This is a genomic window from Terrabacter sp. Root85, assembly GCF_001429185.1.
In the GTDB taxonomy this organism is placed as follows: domain Bacteria; phylum Actinomycetota; class Actinomycetes; order Actinomycetales; family Dermatophilaceae; genus Terrabacter.
In genome coordinates, this window is sequence record NZ_LMIW01000001.1 from 1,311,023 (window position 1) to 1,324,860 (window position 13,838).

The 13,838-nt window shown below is 72.5% G+C and carries 15 protein-coding genes; 5 read left to right on the forward strand and 10 right to left on the reverse strand.

Translation table 11 applies throughout. The features are described from left to right. Positions 1 to 124: 124 nt before the first annotated feature. Complete coding sequence (locus ASE25_RS23155; protein WP_156415697.1) at positions 125 to 298, forward strand: hypothetical protein; 174 nt, start codon at positions 125 to 127, stop codon at positions 296 to 298. A gap of 26 nt (positions 299 to 324) precedes the next feature. Here the strand turns inward: ASE25_RS23155 and ASE25_RS06085 are convergent, their stop codons facing one another. Beyond that, the gene (locus ASE25_RS06085; protein WP_056823610.1) at positions 325 to 879 is read right to left on the reverse strand and encodes a hypothetical protein; all 555 of its coding nucleotides are present in this window, start codon (positions 877 to 879) and stop codon (positions 325 to 327) included. Positions 880 to 978: 99 nt separating this feature from the next. Between ASE25_RS06085 and ASE25_RS06090 the strand changes: the two genes are divergently transcribed. Further along, on the forward strand, positions 979 to 4,011 hold the full coding sequence (locus tag ASE25_RS06090) for a glycoside hydrolase family 38 C-terminal domain-containing protein (RefSeq protein ID WP_056823612.1): 3,033 nt from the start codon (positions 979 to 981) through the stop codon (positions 4,009 to 4,011). 29 nt (positions 4,012 to 4,040) lie between these two features. On the opposite strand, the gene ASE25_RS06095 is transcribed toward ASE25_RS06090, so the two are convergent. The 3 genes from ASE25_RS06095 to ASE25_RS06105 all read right to left on the reverse strand — a co-directional run bounded on the left by ASE25_RS06095 (position 4,041) and on the right by ASE25_RS06105 (position 6,140). Further along, positions 4,041 to 4,994: a phosphotransferase enzyme family protein gene (locus tag ASE25_RS06095; RefSeq protein WP_056823615.1), complete on the reverse strand. Its 954-nt coding sequence runs from the start codon at positions 4,992 to 4,994 to the stop codon at positions 4,041 to 4,043. 30 nt (positions 4,995 to 5,024) lie between these two features. Continuing rightward, on the reverse strand, positions 5,025 to 5,624 hold the full coding sequence (locus tag ASE25_RS06100; protein ID WP_056823618.1) for a hypothetical protein: 600 nt from the start codon (positions 5,622 to 5,624) through the stop codon (positions 5,025 to 5,027). A gap of 123 nt (positions 5,625 to 5,747) precedes the next feature. Then, complete coding sequence (locus tag ASE25_RS06105) at positions 5,748 to 6,140, reverse strand: YciI family protein (protein ID WP_056780784.1); 393 nt, start codon at positions 6,138 to 6,140, stop codon at positions 5,748 to 5,750. A gap of 166 nt (positions 6,141 to 6,306) precedes the next feature. Between ASE25_RS06105 and ASE25_RS06110 the strand changes: the two genes are divergently transcribed. After that, entirely contained in the window at positions 6,307 to 6,534 is a 228-nt protein-coding gene (locus ASE25_RS06110) for an AAA family ATPase (protein ID WP_056823622.1), read from the forward strand. 72 nt (positions 6,535 to 6,606) lie between these two features. Here ASE25_RS06110 and ASE25_RS06115 read toward each other — a convergent pair whose 3' ends face one another. Both ASE25_RS06115 and argE read right to left on the reverse strand, forming a co-directional pair. After that, the gene (locus ASE25_RS06115; RefSeq protein ID WP_056823625.1) at positions 6,607 to 7,890 is read right to left on the reverse strand and encodes an MFS transporter; all 1,284 of its coding nucleotides are present in this window, start codon (positions 7,888 to 7,890) and stop codon (positions 6,607 to 6,609) included. 37 nt (positions 7,891 to 7,927) lie between these two features. Beyond that, entirely contained in the window at positions 7,928 to 9,127 is a 1,200-nt protein-coding gene (argE, locus tag ASE25_RS06120; protein ID WP_082622709.1) for an acetylornithine deacetylase, read from the reverse strand. Between the two features lie 90 nt (positions 9,128 to 9,217). On the opposite strand from argE, the gene ASE25_RS06125 reads away from it, so the two are divergent. Next, entirely contained in the window at positions 9,218 to 10,333 is a 1,116-nt protein-coding gene (locus ASE25_RS06125) for an Lrp/AsnC family transcriptional regulator (RefSeq protein WP_056780789.1), read from the forward strand. Positions 10,334 to 10,386: 53 nt separating this feature from the next. On the opposite strand, the gene ASE25_RS23620 is transcribed toward ASE25_RS06125, so the two are convergent. Then, entirely contained in the window at positions 10,387 to 10,521 is a 135-nt protein-coding gene (locus ASE25_RS23620) for a hypothetical protein (RefSeq protein ID WP_255358376.1), read from the reverse strand. Positions 10,522 to 10,554: 33 nt separating this feature from the next. Further along, positions 10,555 to 11,577, reverse strand: a complete 1,023-nt coding sequence (locus ASE25_RS06130; protein ID WP_056823627.1) for an AAA family ATPase — start codon at positions 11,575 to 11,577, stop codon at positions 10,555 to 10,557. A gap of 215 nt (positions 11,578 to 11,792) precedes the next feature. On the opposite strand from ASE25_RS06130, the gene ASE25_RS06135 reads away from it, so the two are divergent. After that, entirely contained in the window at positions 11,793 to 12,272 is a 480-nt protein-coding gene (locus ASE25_RS06135; protein ID WP_056823979.1) for a group II truncated hemoglobin, read from the forward strand. A 120-nt stretch (positions 12,273 to 12,392) separates the two neighbouring features. Here ASE25_RS06135 and ASE25_RS06140 read toward each other — a convergent pair whose 3' ends face one another. Then, positions 12,393 to 13,223: an anti-sigma factor domain-containing protein gene (locus tag ASE25_RS06140; RefSeq protein ID WP_056823630.1), complete on the reverse strand. Its 831-nt coding sequence runs from the start codon at positions 13,221 to 13,223 to the stop codon at positions 12,393 to 12,395. Further along, positions 13,220 to 13,831, reverse strand: coding sequence for an ECF RNA polymerase sigma factor SigK (gene sigK, locus ASE25_RS06145; RefSeq protein ID WP_156415698.1), 612 nt, complete (start codon positions 13,829 to 13,831; stop codon positions 13,220 to 13,222). The genes ASE25_RS06140 and sigK overlap by 4 nt, the downstream gene beginning before the upstream one ends. Positions 13,832 to 13,838 lie beyond the last annotated feature (7 nt).

Sequence of the window (13,838 nt, forward strand, 5' to 3'; positions counted from 1 at the left end):
TGGGCCACGCCCCGCCCCCGAGCCGCACCCCGCCGCCGAGCGGGCTTGGACGCGCGCCCGCTCTCGGCTATCGTGGTCGCGAACGCATACCCCCATGGGTATACATCGACCAAGGAGATCGACCATGTGCCGAGCGGCCACCTGCAAGACCTGCGGCAAGACGACGTGGGCCGGCTGCGGCCAGCACGTCGACCAGGTCATGCGCAACGTGCCCGCGGGCCAGCGCTGCCCGGGCCACGCCGAGTCCGAGAAGGCGTCCGGTCCCGGCTTCCTCAGCCGCATCCTCGGTCGCGGCTGACGCACGCCTCGGCAGGCGCGACCGGCTCAGCCGAGCGCGGCCGCCTGCGCCTCGACGATCGCCGCGCGCTGCGGCCACCGGACCGCCTCGGCCCGCCCACCGAGCGCCGCCACGACGACCGTGCTGCCGACGACGCACCACACGGTGAGGGTGCGCGAGTGCTCGCCGTCGAGGACGAACGCCTGCTCGGCCGCCTCCACGTGCGTCGTGCCGGCCACCTCGGGCGCCGCGACCGCCCGCAGCTCGCCGACGTCGGAGAGGCCCTTGCTCTGCGGCATCGTCCTCGGGAGCGCGCGCAGCTCGGTGAGGGCCGCACGGGCGTCCTCCGGTGACGCGAAGGGGATGACCTGGATGAAGAGGTCGGCCCGGCCCACCTCCTGGTAGCCGCGCACGCTCGTGACCGAGCGGATCGCGCGTGCCCGGGTGATGGCCTCGCTCGTGCTGCCGCTCGCGCCGGTGCGATAGGTCCGTCCACCGCGCGCGACCCACGGGCCCCCGGGGACATCGCCCGGCGACAGGCAGGTGTTGCGCGAGCCGATCGACCTGACCTGCGCGAGCATGAGGCGTCCGATGTTCGTCACGCGGTCACGATATGCCGGAGGTCGTCGCCCGTGCGGCGATCGGTCCGCGTCGGGCCGTCGTGCCGAGATCGGCCGACCCCGCACCCCCGAGAGGCAGCCATGCACGACGACATCCCCCTGACCGTGGGCCGCGTGACCCGCGTCCTCGCCGAGCGCATCCTCCCGGCCGTCCATGCCGAGTCGGTGCCGCTCACGGCCGAGTGGCACGAGCTGCCGGGCGAACCGGTCCCGCCGGCCGAGGGGCTCGCGCTCGACTACACGCCGTATGCCGTCGGGACCCCGTGGGGCGCCGCCTGGGGCACGACGTGGTTCCGGCTCACCGGGGAGGTGCCGGCGCACTGGGCCGGACGCCGCGTCGAGGTCGTCGCCGACCTCGGCTTCGACCGCGACATGACGGGCTTCCAGTGCGAGGGACTCGTCTACCGCGCCGACGGCACGCCGGTGAAGTCGCTCAACCCGCGCAACCAGTGGGTCCTCGTCGCCGAGGAGGCGGAGGCCGCGCAGGCCGTCGAGCTCTACGTCGAGGCCGCCTCGAACCCGATCCTCGTCGCAGGCAACCCCTTCGTGCCGACGCGCGAGGGCGACATCGTCACGAGCTCGTCGACGCGCCTCTACTCCACCGGTCGCCTCGACCTCGCGGTCTTCGAGCGCGACGTCTTCGAGCTCGCGCTCGACGTCCAGGTGCTCCTCGAGCTGCAGGCCGAGCTGCCGCCCGGACCGCGGCGCATGCAGGTGCTCCAGGCCCTCGACGACGCCATGGACCGCCTCGACCTCCAGCACGTGGCGTCGACGGCCGGGGACGCACGCGCCGCCCTCGTCGACGTGCTCGCCCGCCCCGCCGAGGCGAGCGCGCACGAGATCTCCGCCGTCGGCCACGCCCACATCGACAGCGCCTGGCTGTGGCCCGTGCGCGAGACGATCCGCAAGGTGGCCCGGACGACCGCGTCGATGACGACGCTCATCGACGAGACCGACGACTTCGTCTACGGCATGTCGAGCGCCCAGCAGTACGCGTGGATCAAGGAGCACCGGCCCGAGGTCTGGGAACGGGTCAAGGCAGCCGTCGACGCCGGCCGCTTCGTGCCGCTCGGCGGCATGTGGGTCGAGAGCGACACCGTCATGCCGTCCGGCGAGTCGCTCGTGCGCCAGTTCCTCCACGGCCAGCGCTTCTTCGAGACCGAGCTCGGCATCCGCTGCCGCGGCGTCTGGCTGCCCGACAGCTTCGGCTACTCACCCGCCCTGCCACAGCTGATGCGCCGGGCCGGCTTCGAGTGGTTCTTCACGCAGAAGATCTCGTGGAACCAGGTCAACACCTTCCCGCACCACACCTTCCTCTGGGAGGGCATCGACGGCTCCCGCGTCCTCAGCCACTTCCCGCCGATGGACACCTACAACGCGCAGCTGTCCGGCGCGGAGGTCGCCCTGGCCTCGCGCCAGTTCCGCGAGAGCCGCGTCGCCACCGGCTCGATCGCGCCCGTCGGATGGGGCGACGGCGGCGGCGGCACGACCCGCGAGATGACGGGCCGGGCGAGCCGCCTCGCCGATCTCGAGGGCAGCCCGAGGGTGCGCTGGGAGCACCCCGACGCCTTCTTCGACCGCACCCGTGAGCAGCTGCCGCAGGCGCCCGTCTGGGTCGGGGAGCTCTACCTCGAGCTGCACCGGGCGACGCTGACCTCGCAGCACCGCACGAAGCAGGGCAACCGTCGCACCGAGCACCTGCTCGTCGAGGCGGAGCTGTGGGCGGCCACGGCCGCCGTGCGGACGGGGACGGCATACCCCCACGACGAGCTCGACGCCCTGTGGGAGCAGGTGCTGCTCCAGCAGTTCCACGACATCCTGCCCGGGACGTCGATCGCGTGGGTGCACCGCGAGGCGGTCGAGCAGTACGCCCGGGTCACCGAGGCGGCCGAGGCGATCGTCGCGCGCTCCCTCGCGGCGCTCGTCGGTGAGGGCGACACGGCCCTCGAGGCCAACGCCGCGCCCTTCGAGCGTGCCGGGGTGCCGGCCGGCGGCGTCGTCGAGCGGGAGTCGCGGACCGACGAGCCCGGGGCGTATGCCGTGTCGCTGAGCGAGCGCGACGGCGGCTGGGTCCTCGACAACGGCGTCGTCGCGGTGACGGTGTCGGCCGAGGGACTGGTCACCTCGGCCGTCGACCTCGCGACGGCACGCGACGCCATCGCACCGGGGCGCGAGGGCAACCTCCTCCAGCTGCACGAGGACGTCCCGAACCGCTGGGACGCGTGGGACGTCGACCGCTACTACCGCAACCGGGTCACCGACCTGCGCGACGAGAGCGCACTGTCGGCCTCGGTCGACGAGGAGGGGGTCGCCCGGGTCGTCGTCGAGCGGCGCATCTCGCCCGACTCCACCGTGCGACAGGAGCTCTCGCTCGCACCGGGAGCGAGGCTCCTCGAGATCGAGCAGGAGACCGACTGGAACGAGACGGAGAAGTTCCTCAAGGTCGCCTTCCGGCTCGACGTGCGCGCCGAGCACGTCGCCGCAGAGACGCAGTTCGGCTTCCACCGCCGGGTCACGCACACGAACACGAGCTGGGAGGCGGCGAAGTTCGAGACGTCCATGCACCGCTTCGTGCTCGCCGAGGAGCGCGGCTTCGGGGTCGCGCTCGTCAACGACTCGACCTACGGCCACGACGTGACCCGCGACGTCGTCGGCGACGGCGTCGTCACGACGCTGCGCCTGTCGCTGCTGCGGGCCCCGCGCTTCCCCGACCCCGAGACCGACCAGGGCGTCCAGACGCACCGCTACGGGCTCGTCATCGGGGCCGACGCCGAGGTCGCGACACGCGAGGGCGCGCTCATGGGGACGCCGGCCCGTCGGGTCACCGGTGGCCACGGCGTCGGCCCGCTCGTCACGGCGACGGGTGAGGGCATCGTCGTGTCGAGCGTCAAGGAGGCCGCCGACCGCTCGGGCGACCTCGTCGTCCGGGTCTACGAGTCGCTCGGGGGCCGCGCCCGGGGCACGCTGCGGCTCGACCTCCCGGTCGGCTCGGTGACGACGGCGACGCTCCTCGAGGAGCCGCTGGACGACGGCGAGGTCCCGGTCGTCGATGGCGCGGTGCCGGTGGAGCTCGGTGCCTTCGAGGTGCGGACCCTGCGGGTCGTCCGGGCCTGAGCCCAGCCGCGCAGCGGTGCTCTCCGACGTCAGATGACGGCGGCGAGCACCCGGTCGATGCGCGGCAGCGTCACCGGGTCGTCGGGGATCTCGAGGAACCAGGCGGCGAGGCGCTCGCGCTCCGGCTCGCTGCTCGCACCGACCCAGCGCGAGCAGGCGAGCTGGCCGATGTGGGCCTGCTCGGCGACGAGCATCGTGAAGTGCCCGCGGCGGGTGACCCGCCCCGGTCCGCCGGCCTCGCGGTATGCCGTGTGCAGCCGCCGCGCGCGGGCCGGGTCGTCGTCGCCGAACTCGAAGAGCACCATGGCGAGCTCCTGGCTCGGGTCGGCCGGGCCGAGGTTCTCGAAGTCGATGACGCAGACGTCACCGCCGGACGTGGCGAGCACGTTGTCGGCCCAGAGGTCGCGGTGGCAGACGATGGGCGCCTCGTGCGGCTCGACGACCGACTCGACGGCGACGAGCTCGTCGACGAGCGCGCCGAGCTGCCCGGCGAACGGTGCACCCTCCTCGAGGACCCGCTGGTGCAGCTCGCGCCACCGCTGCTCGCCGAAGCCCGTCGCGAACCAGTTGTCGACGGCCTCGTCCGACGGCGCGCCCGCCCGGTGCAGTCCCGCGAGCGTGCGCCCGACCGCGACCGGGTCGAGTCGGCGGGTCCGTGGCTGCAGGTCGACCCACTCGAAGACCCGGACGGCCGTCTCGCCGTCCGCGGTGTCGACGGTCGTGGCCACGTCGCCGCTGGTCGTGCGCAGGATCCGCGGCGTGACGACGCCCTGCTCTCGGGCCGCCGCGACGAGGTCGGCGTCCCTCGAGGCTGCGTCCAGGTCGGGCGTGGCGAACCACTCCTTGACGGCGTGGCTGCCGTGACCGGTGTCGAGCCGCCACACCTGGCCGAGCTGACCGCGCGCGACCGGGCCGGTCAGGCTCGCGGTCCCGTCGAGACCGTAGGCGTCTGCGACCTCTCGGGCCGCTGTAGGGGTGAGCATCGGATCCCGTTCGCGCTCAGGCGATCCCGGTCACGGGAGGAGGCGCCAGACGGCGACGCCGACCGTGACGACGGCGAGAGCGAGGGAGGCCCAGCCGAGGGGCGATCGGCCGGATCGCCCGCGACCGAGGAGGAGCAGCAGCGCCGCGAGGACCGACAGGACGGCTGCGACGACCGTCTCCTCGGCGCCGAGGTCGATGGTCCGGATGAGGATCGTGTCGGTGACGCCGTGACGGGTCAGGAAGCCGAGGACGCGGATCACGACGAAGAGCCACCAGCCGACCGTGATCCAGAAGAGCGCCACACCGATCTGCCCGAGCAGCGGGTCGACGGTCTCGTCGGTGACCTGGCTGGGAGCTGAGGTGGCCGGCCAAACCGGCTGTCCGGCATACGGATTCGGCGGCACGGGGGGAGCAGACGGCTGCGGGGAGGGCCACGACGGGTCGGCCGTCGGCAGCTCACGCGTCGGCTCGAAGACGGGGATGGCCTGCGTCGGCGCCGCGGCCGCAGGTGTCGTGGGTCCGGCCGCGCCGGCGCCCGGACCGCGCGGCAGGTTGGGCACGGGGACGGTGAACTGCTCGTCCGGGCCCGTCGGCCCGGTGGACCCGCCTGACACGGGGGTGTCGCTCATGGCGACAACGTACCTCGCGACCCGGCGCCCCGGCGGGATCGTCAGCGCCCGGAAGGCACGGTGGACTGCCCGACCGTCAGTGCGGGAAGGACGTCCACGTGTCGTCCGTGGTCCGCCCGTCGGTCAGGCGTCGACGGGCGGAGGCCCGGCGAGCGGACGCACCTCGATCGGGACGCCGGTCGGCGCCCCACCCGGCCCGGGTGACGACGACGCCTTCGCCGCGATGGCATACGCCCGTTCCTCGCTGTCGCACTCGACGACCCAGAAGCCGATGAGGAACTCCCGACCCTCGGGGAACGGCCCGTCGCTGACGGCGGGCGCCCCGTCGGCGTGGCGCACGATCCGTGCCTGGTCGGGCCACGCGAGCCCGGCGTTGAAGACCATCTCGCCGTTCTCCTCGAGCTCCCGGTCGAACGACCGCTGGAACTCGATCATGTTCGCGATGTCTGTCTGGCTCCACTCCAGCACCTCGCGACCGCCGTCGTGCCCCACGTGCATCATCAGCATGAATCTCATCGCGGCCTCCTTCGACGCTGGCAGTGCTCCGATGTCGACACTAGCCATGGGTCGCTGCTCGCGGAGGGAGAGACGTCGTCGACGTCGTCGGCGACGGACCGGACAGGGCCGACCCCGGCGAGACGTCGACGATGATGGGGCGAAAAGCTCGCACGGAAGGTGATCGATGAGCCCCCCGACCCTGTTCCTGACCGTGGGACTGCCCGGCACCGGCAAGACCACCGCAGCCCGGCGCCTCGAGGTCGAGCAGCGGGCCCTCCGACTGACGAAGGACGCGAGCATCGAGGTCCCGACGCCCGGTGAGCTCGACGGCAGCGAACCCGTCGACGACCCACCGGCGGGCTTCGCCTCCTGGGCGGAGTGGCGCGCCCGTCGCTGGCCGGCCTCCGTCTGACACCCGCCGGACCGGGGGCGTATGCCGTCCGCGACGTCGGGCGAGCACGCCGACGCCGCGGACGGCGGGCACTCAGGCGGCGCCGTAGCGTCGGCGGGCCACCGTCAGGCCGACGAGCGAGATCACCGCGACCACCATGTAGTAGACGCTCGGGGCGTTGAGCGAGCCGGTGAGGCCGATGAGCCAGGTCAGCACGAGCGGGGCGATGCCGCCCATGACCGTGACGCCGACGTTGTAGGCGACGGAGACGCCGGTGGCCCGCACGTCGCTCGGGAAGAGCGTGGTCAGCAGGGCCGGCAGAGGGCCGAAGTAGAAGGCCATGATGACGCCGAGGAGCCCGATCGACACGACGAGGACCGGGACGGTCGGCGAGGCGATGACGATCGCGAAGAGCGGCCAGGCCAGCACGAGCGCGCCCACGGCGGCCCACACCATGACCCGGGCCGGTCCGACGCGGTCGGCCAGCCGACCGACGAGCGGGACCCCGACCATCGTCACGACGCCCGCGACCACGCCGCCGAGGTACGCGGCGCTCGCGGGGACGCCGAGGTTCTTCACGGCATACGTCGGCATGAAGAGGATGAGGTAGACGGAGATGGTGGCGACGCCGACGCAGGCCGAGCCGGTGACCACCCGTCCCAGGTGCTCGGTGAACGTGGCGCGGATCGGTGCCTCGTTCGGGGTGCTCTCGGTGAACTCCTTGGGCTCCGTGAGGCGAGCCCGGACATAGAGGCCGACCGGACCGATGAGGCACCCGATGACGAACGGGATGCGCCAGCCCCAGGAGTAGAGGTCCTCCTTGGACAGCTGGGTGAACAGCACGTAGCCGAACGCCGACGCGAGGAACATCGAGATGCCCTGGCTCGCCACCTGCCAGGAGGCGTAGTAGGCCTTGCGGTGCGGCGCGGTCTCGACGAGGAACGTCGTCGCCGAGCCGAACTCGCCGCCCGCCGAGAAGCCCTGCACGAGCCGTGAGACGAGGATGATGACCCCGGCCCAGGCGCCGACCATGGCGTGGGTGGGCGCCGCCGCCATGAGGACGGTGCCGACCATCATGAGCAGGAGGGTGAGGGTCAGGGCCTTCTTGCGCCCGTGCCGGTCGCCGTAACCGCCGATGAGCATCCCGCCGAGCGGACGGACGAGGTAGGAGATGGCGAACGTCGCGAACGTGAGGATCAGGCCCAGGGTCTGGTCGCCCTCCGGGAAGAAGTTCTCGGCGATGACGATGGCGAACGACGCGTAGACGATGATGTCGAACCACTCGAGCGCGGCGCCGATGGAGCTGCTCAGCACCGCCTTGCGGGCTTCGGCCAAGCGTTCGGGAGTCACGTCTGTCGGTGTGGCGGTCAGGGTCATGGTGCTCCTTCGGGACGGCGTGGGAGGTCGGGGCGCGTCAGGCGCTGAGGTGGCTGAGGAGGTTGGCGAGGAGGGTGTCGCAGCGCTCGATCTGCTCGATCGCGACGAACTCGTCCGGCGCGTGGGCCTGCGCGATGTCGCCGGGGCCGCAGACGACGGTCGGGATGCCGGCGCGCTGGAAGAGGCCGGCCTCGGTGCCGTAGGCCACCTTCTCGGTGGAGGCCTCGCCACCGACCCTCGTCACGAGGTCGATGACGTCCTCGTCGTCCGCGGTTTCGAGGCCCGGTGCCTGGGCGCCGATCGACACCTCGACGCGGGCGTCAGGGTTCTCGCGGCGCATCTCGGCCTCGATGCGGCGCGCCTCGGCGCGGAAGGTCTCGACGGTCGCGTCGACGTCCACCGCGCCGACGGCGCGGAACTCGAAGGTGAGCGAGCACTCGGCCGGGACGGTGTTGACGGCGATGCCGCCCTCGATCTGGTTGACCGTCGCCGTCGTGAAGGGCACGTCGTAGTGCTCGTCGAACGGGCCGTCGGTGCGGAAGCCGTCGGCGACGCCACGGACGAAGCGGACGAGCTGGGCGGCATACTCGATCGCATTGACACCGAAGGGCGTCCGCGAGGAGTGGGCCGCGACTCCGTGGAAGGTCACCTGCAGCATCGTCAGCGACTTGTGGCCGCGGATCACCCGCATGCTCGTCGGCTCGCCCACGATGCAGGCCCGGGGGCGCAGCCCACGCTCGACGATCGCGTCGACGAGGGAGACGGCGCCGACGCAGCCGACCTCCTCGTCGTAGGACAGGGCGAGGTGGACCGGCTCACGGAGCGGCGTCGTGCTCAGGGCCGGCACCGTGGCCATGACCGAACCGATGAAGGCCTTCATGTCGCAGGAGCCGCGGCCGTAGAGACGGCCGTCGCGGATCTCGGGGACGAACGGCTCACTGGCCCAGTCCTGCCCGTCGACCGGCACGACGTCGGTGTGCCCCGACAGGACCACGCCCCCGGTGGTCGTGCCGTCCGCCGCCGGGATGGTGGCGAGCAGGTTGGCCTTGGTCCCGTCGTCGTTCGTGATGAGGACGGGCTCGACGCCGTGCTCCCGCAGGTGCGCGGCGACGAGGTCGATGAGCGGCAGGTTGGTGTCGCGGCTCGTCGTGTCGATCTCCATGAGCTGCGTCGTCCAGTCGAGACCGGCCGGCTGGGTCGGTCGCGTCATCTCGCGGGTCGCGCCTTCGGGCGGCATGCGTCGCTCCTGTGTCGGTCGTGCGTGCTGAGGACGGTGTGGCGTCGGGCCGCCTTGAGCGGGCCGCACCAGTGACCGAGAATGGCAGCCATGCCACGAAGAGCCCGGAATGCGCAGGATCTCGCGACGAGTGCTGAGATTCCGCAGGATTCCGCCGCACGCGCCGACGAGCTGGACCTGGCGATCGTCAACTGCCTCCAGCTGCAGCCTCGCGCGTCGTGGACGCTCGTCGGCGAGGCGCTCGACGTCGACCCGGTGACGGTGGCCCGACGCTGGCAGCGACTCTCGTCGGCGGGCATCGCCTGGGTGTCCGGGCGGGCGACCGGGCAGGGGCGCCCCGAGTCGTGCCTCGCCGTCGTCGAGCTGAGCTGCAGCGCTGCCCAGACACTGGCCATTGCGCGGCAGGTCACCGAGCTGCCCCACGTGCTCAGCGTCGAGCACACGAGCGGGCCCCGCTCCCTGACGATCCTCGTCGAGGTGCGCGACCTCGCGTTCCTCTCCCGCTTCCTCCTCGAGTCGGTCGGCACGATCCCGGGCGTCGTCGCGACGAGCAGCCATGCGGTGACGAAGGTCTACTCGATGGGCGACCACTGGCAGCTGCACGTGCTCGACGCCTCGCAGCGCGCCGTCATGATGCGGGCGCCGCAGCCGCGTCTCGACGGCCTGACGTCCGAGCAGACCGACCTCGCCCGGGGCTACGACGCCGTCGACCGTCAGCTGATCCTGCTGCTCGGCGAGGACGGGAGGATGCCGGTGGCCACCATGGCAGCGCGGGCGGGGCTCAGCGAGAGCACGGTCCGGCGCCGGCTCGCCGACCTCGTCGGCAACGGACGCGTCGTCCTCCGGTGCGACATGGCTCTGCCGGACTCGGGGTGGCCGGTCATCAGCTGGCTCTGGGCCTACGCCGACGCCGGCGACATCGACGCGGTGGCCACGACCCTGCGCCGGCTGCCGGGCATCCGCGTGTGCTGGCGGATCTCCGGTGGCCGCCCCAACCTCATGATCGCCCTGACGACCCACTCGCTGACCGAGCTGTCGCACGTCGAGGCCCGGCTCGCGGCCGAGGTGCCGCAGATGACGATCCACGACCGGTCGATGGTGCTCCGTTCAGTCAAACGGATGGGTCGTGAGCTCGACCTCGACGGCCGCAGCGTCCGCTCGGTCCCGCTCGACATCTGGGCCGACGCGGCCGGCCCACCGCACTGACGCGCGTCGACCGATGGCGTATGCCGTCCGCGACCTCGGGTGGACGAGTCGCCTCAGGTGGCCGTCGCGAACAGGCGCGGCTTGCCCGGACCGAAGGCGGCCGCATCGGGCACCGGCTCGACGACGACGTGCTGGCTCGAGACGTGGCCGAGCCCCGTGTGTGCTGCTCCCCTGACGTGGTCATCCACGCGGATGCGCCAGCCGGGTCGCGAACCCACCCGTCAGCCCACAGGGTCGGCGAGGTCCCAGCCCTCGGCGACGACCTCGTCGACAGCGGCGGTGGCCGCGGCCAGTCGCTCGTCGCGCGTGCCCCGCACCTCGACCCACGGCACGCGGCGGGCCGTGAGCTCCTCGCGGAACCGACCCTGCATCCACGCGCGCCCGTGCTCGCCGTCGCGAATGCCGTCCGGGACGAAGGGGATCTCGTCGCCAGACAGGAGGTAGAGGGCCGGAGTCGGGCGGGCGTCGGCGAGGGCCCGCACGCTGGGCGACGGGGTGCCGACGTGGCGCTCGTGCAGGAGCGTCGTCGCGAAGGCGTCGGTGTCGCAGACGAGCAGTGGTCGCGGTGCGGCGGCGGCCCCCGCGTCCTCGAGGGCGGCCTGCTCGCGGGCCACGAGCTCGAACTCGGCGGTGTGCCACGGCCCGGTCAGCCCGCCGGCTCGCCGGTCGGTCCACTCACCCCAGAACTCGGGGACGACCGTCGTGCCGTAGTGCGCGCCCAGGGCGTCGGCCAGCGTCGTCGTGCCTGTCGACTCGGCGCCCACGACGACGACGCGCTTGGCGAACCACGCCCGGACCGGCGACGGCAGCGCCCACCAGGAGCCGGCGACGTCGGCACGCACCGCGGTCCCCGAGATGGGGGTCGAGGCCCGTCCCGGGTCGACCTGCACCCATGTCGCGCCGAGCCGACGGGCCATCTCCTCGCCGTACGCGTCGCTCGTGAAGACCGCGTCCACGGGAGCGTCGAGGTGCGACTCGATGACGTCCATGTGCAGGTCCCAGACCTCCGGCGAGTCGAAGTCGACGTCGTGGTCGTCCGGGGCCGCGACGACGCGGGCCGTCGGGTGCTCGGCCTGCACCCAGCCCACGCGGACCTCGACGGGGATCGACTCGACGGTGTGCGCCATGACCTCGACGGTGACGCGGTCGCACGAGCTCGTCGCCGCCCGCACGAGCGCCTGGTGGCCGGCGTGGAAGGGGTAGAACTTCCCGATGACGAGCCCGTGCCCGTGACGCCCGGTCATCGTCCGCGCACGACGAGGGCCACGCATACGGCACCCGTGGGGAAGCCCGCCACCTCGATCCGGTCCATGGCAGGAGAACGTACCGGGACGACCGGCCCGGAGTCGCCGACGGAGCGGGCTGCTCACGTCGACCGACGTCCCGACATCGCGGTAACCGACGGCTCACGATCATCAATCCGGGTGCGGCAGGCCGCCGGGTGGGGTGCACTGGCGTCATGGGTGGAGTCCACGAACCGGAGTTGCCGACGCTGTACGAGTGGGCGGGCGGTCTCGCGCCGCTGCGCCGGATGATCGACTGCTTCTACGACCGGGTCGAGCTCGACGAAGCCTTGTCGGGGTTCTTCCCGGGCGGGGTGTCGGAGCATCATCGAGCCCACGTCGCGGACTGGTGGGCCGAGGTGCTCGGCGGTCCTGCGACCTACACGGAGCGGCACGGGGGGTACGAGTCGATGCTCCGCCACCACCTCGGGCTGGCCATCACGCCAGCGCAACGGCACCGGTTCGCAGCCACGATGAGTCTGGCGGCCGACGACGCCGAGCTGCCCGCCGACCCGGAGTTCCGGGCCGCGATCATCGGCTACCTCGAGTGGGGCACCCGGCTCGCCATGGAGAACTCCCAGCCCGGCGCCGAACCGGTCGAACGCGCTCCCACTCCACGGTGGGGCTGGGGCGTCGCGCCGCCGTACCTGGGGTGACCGATCCGGGAGTGGTCGGAGCGATTCCCGCCGGAGCGCGGAAGTCGGGCGGTCACGAGCTCCAGCTGGGGAAGCCGGGAGCGAGCTCGTGACCGCCCGACGTCCGGGCGACCGGTTGTCTCAGGCGAAGGCGATGAACGCGACGGGGTCGGAGGTCGGCTGGTCGGACCCGCCGTCGGGCTCGACCGTGATGCCGGCGCCCTTCGAGTGGCTGGCGTCGCCGCTCAGCACGACCACCTGGTCGCCGCCGCCGGGCATCAGGCCCGCCGAGGTCATGTGACCCGTCGCGTCCTGGAGCCACAGCTGGAAGACCTTGCCCGAGGGCGGCTGCGACATGCCGGACGTGACGATGACGGCCTTGTGGAGCGAGTTGGAGCGGACGACCGTGGCCGTCGCGCCGCCGGCGAGCCGCTGCCCGTAGCGCGTGGCGTCGGGGGCCGCGAGCACCTGGTCGGCGATGGCCCGGGACGGATCCTTGTCGATCTGCTTCCAGACCGTGAACCCGCCGATGGCGAGCACGGCCACCGTGGCGGCAGCGACGACGACCCGCCAGCCGCGGGCGAGCCCCCGGGTGGAGCGGGACCGGCGACGCTCGGTGAGGTCGTCGGCGTGCTCGACCTGGGTGGCCGGGGCTCCGGTGGCGGCCGGAGCCTGCACGGGCTCCGGGGGCGTGGACGACGTGACGTCCTCGTCGACGGACTCGTGCTGCGGTGCCGTGAGGGGCGGCAGTGGGCGGACGGTCGCGATCTCGGCGAGCACCTTGGCCCGGAGCGAGGCCGGCGGAGCGGCCTCGGTCAGCACCGACAGCTCCGACGCCGCGGCGACGAGGCTCTCGACCTCGGCCTGGCAGGCGGTGCAGCCGGCGAGGTGGCGCTCGAAGCGCGCTCGCTCGACGTCGTCGAGGGCGTCCACGGCGTAGGCACCCGAGAGTGCGTGGATGTCTTCGCTCACAGTGTCACCCCCAACGTGTCTCGTAGTCTGATCAGTCCATCACGGATGCGTGTCTTGGCGGTCCCGAGTGGCAGGTCGAGCATGGTGGCCACCTCCGTATGGGTGTATCCCGAGAGGTAGGCCAGCTCGAGGGCCTGCCGCTGGACCGGTGTGAGCGTCTCTAGCGCCCGATGAACCCGCTCCGCATCGAGCCGTTCGACGACGGCCTCCGCTGTGGAGTCGTGGGTGACGTCCTGGTTGCTGGCGCCGTATCCCTCGTCGCGGTGACGGGCTGCCTCCGCCGACCGGACCCGGTCGACGGCCTTGCGGTGAGCGATGGTGAGCATCCACGAGAGAGCTGCACCCTTGCTCGGGTCGAACCGTGCGCTGTGCCGCCAGATCTCGAGGAAGACCTCCTGGGTGACTTCCTCTGACTGGGCCGGGTCGCGCACGACCCGGCGGACGAGACCGAAGAGCCGGGAGGAGACGGCGTCGTAGAGCTCTGCGAAGGCCGTCTCGTCTCCCGTCGCTGCTCGGCGGAGCAGCTGCTCCAGGGTGACTGGGCGGGCGGGTCCCCCCGGCGACTCATCGCCGGAGGGAACCACCGAGAACCGTGACATGGGGTCCATTGTGTCG

What these genes read in the sequence shown, in the direction of transcription:
- ASE25_RS06090 (WP_056823612.1), top strand. Translation starts at nt 979, where the DNA reads ATGCACGACGACATCCCCCTGACCGTGGGCCGCGTGACCCGCGTCCTC.
- argE (WP_082622709.1), bottom strand. Translation starts at nt 9,127, where the DNA reads ATGCCGCCCGAAGGCGCGACCCGCGAGATGACGCGACCGACCCAGCCG.
- ASE25_RS06095 (WP_056823615.1), bottom strand. Translation starts at nt 4,994, where the DNA reads ATGCTCACCCCTACAGCGGCCCGAGAGGTCGCAGACGCCTACGGTCTC.
- ASE25_RS06135 (WP_056823979.1), top strand. Translation starts at nt 11,793, where the DNA reads ATGGGTGGAGTCCACGAACCGGAGTTGCCGACGCTGTACGAGTGGGCG.
- ASE25_RS06125 (WP_056780789.1), top strand. Translation starts at nt 9,218, where the DNA reads ATGCCACGAAGAGCCCGGAATGCGCAGGATCTCGCGACGAGTGCTGAG.
- ASE25_RS06115 (WP_056823625.1), bottom strand. Translation starts at nt 7,890, where the DNA reads ATGACCCTGACCGCCACACCGACAGACGTGACTCCCGAACGCTTGGCC.
- ASE25_RS06105 (WP_056780784.1), bottom strand. Translation starts at nt 6,140, where the DNA reads ATGAGATTCATGCTGATGATGCACGTGGGGCACGACGGCGGTCGCGAG.
- sigK (WP_156415698.1), bottom strand. Translation starts at nt 13,831, where the DNA reads ATGGACCCCATGTCACGGTTCTCGGTGGTTCCCTCCGGCGATGAGTCG.
- ASE25_RS06100 (WP_056823618.1), bottom strand. Translation starts at nt 5,624, where the DNA reads ATGAGCGACACCCCCGTGTCAGGCGGGTCCACCGGGCCGACGGGCCCG.
- ASE25_RS06110 (WP_056823622.1), top strand. Translation starts at nt 6,307, where the DNA reads ATGAGCCCCCCGACCCTGTTCCTGACCGTGGGACTGCCCGGCACCGGC.
- ASE25_RS06130 (WP_056823627.1), bottom strand. Translation starts at nt 11,577, where the DNA reads ATGACCGGGCGTCACGGGCACGGGCTCGTCATCGGGAAGTTCTACCCC.
- ASE25_RS23155 (WP_156415697.1), top strand. Translation starts at nt 125, where the DNA reads ATGTGCCGAGCGGCCACCTGCAAGACCTGCGGCAAGACGACGTGGGCC.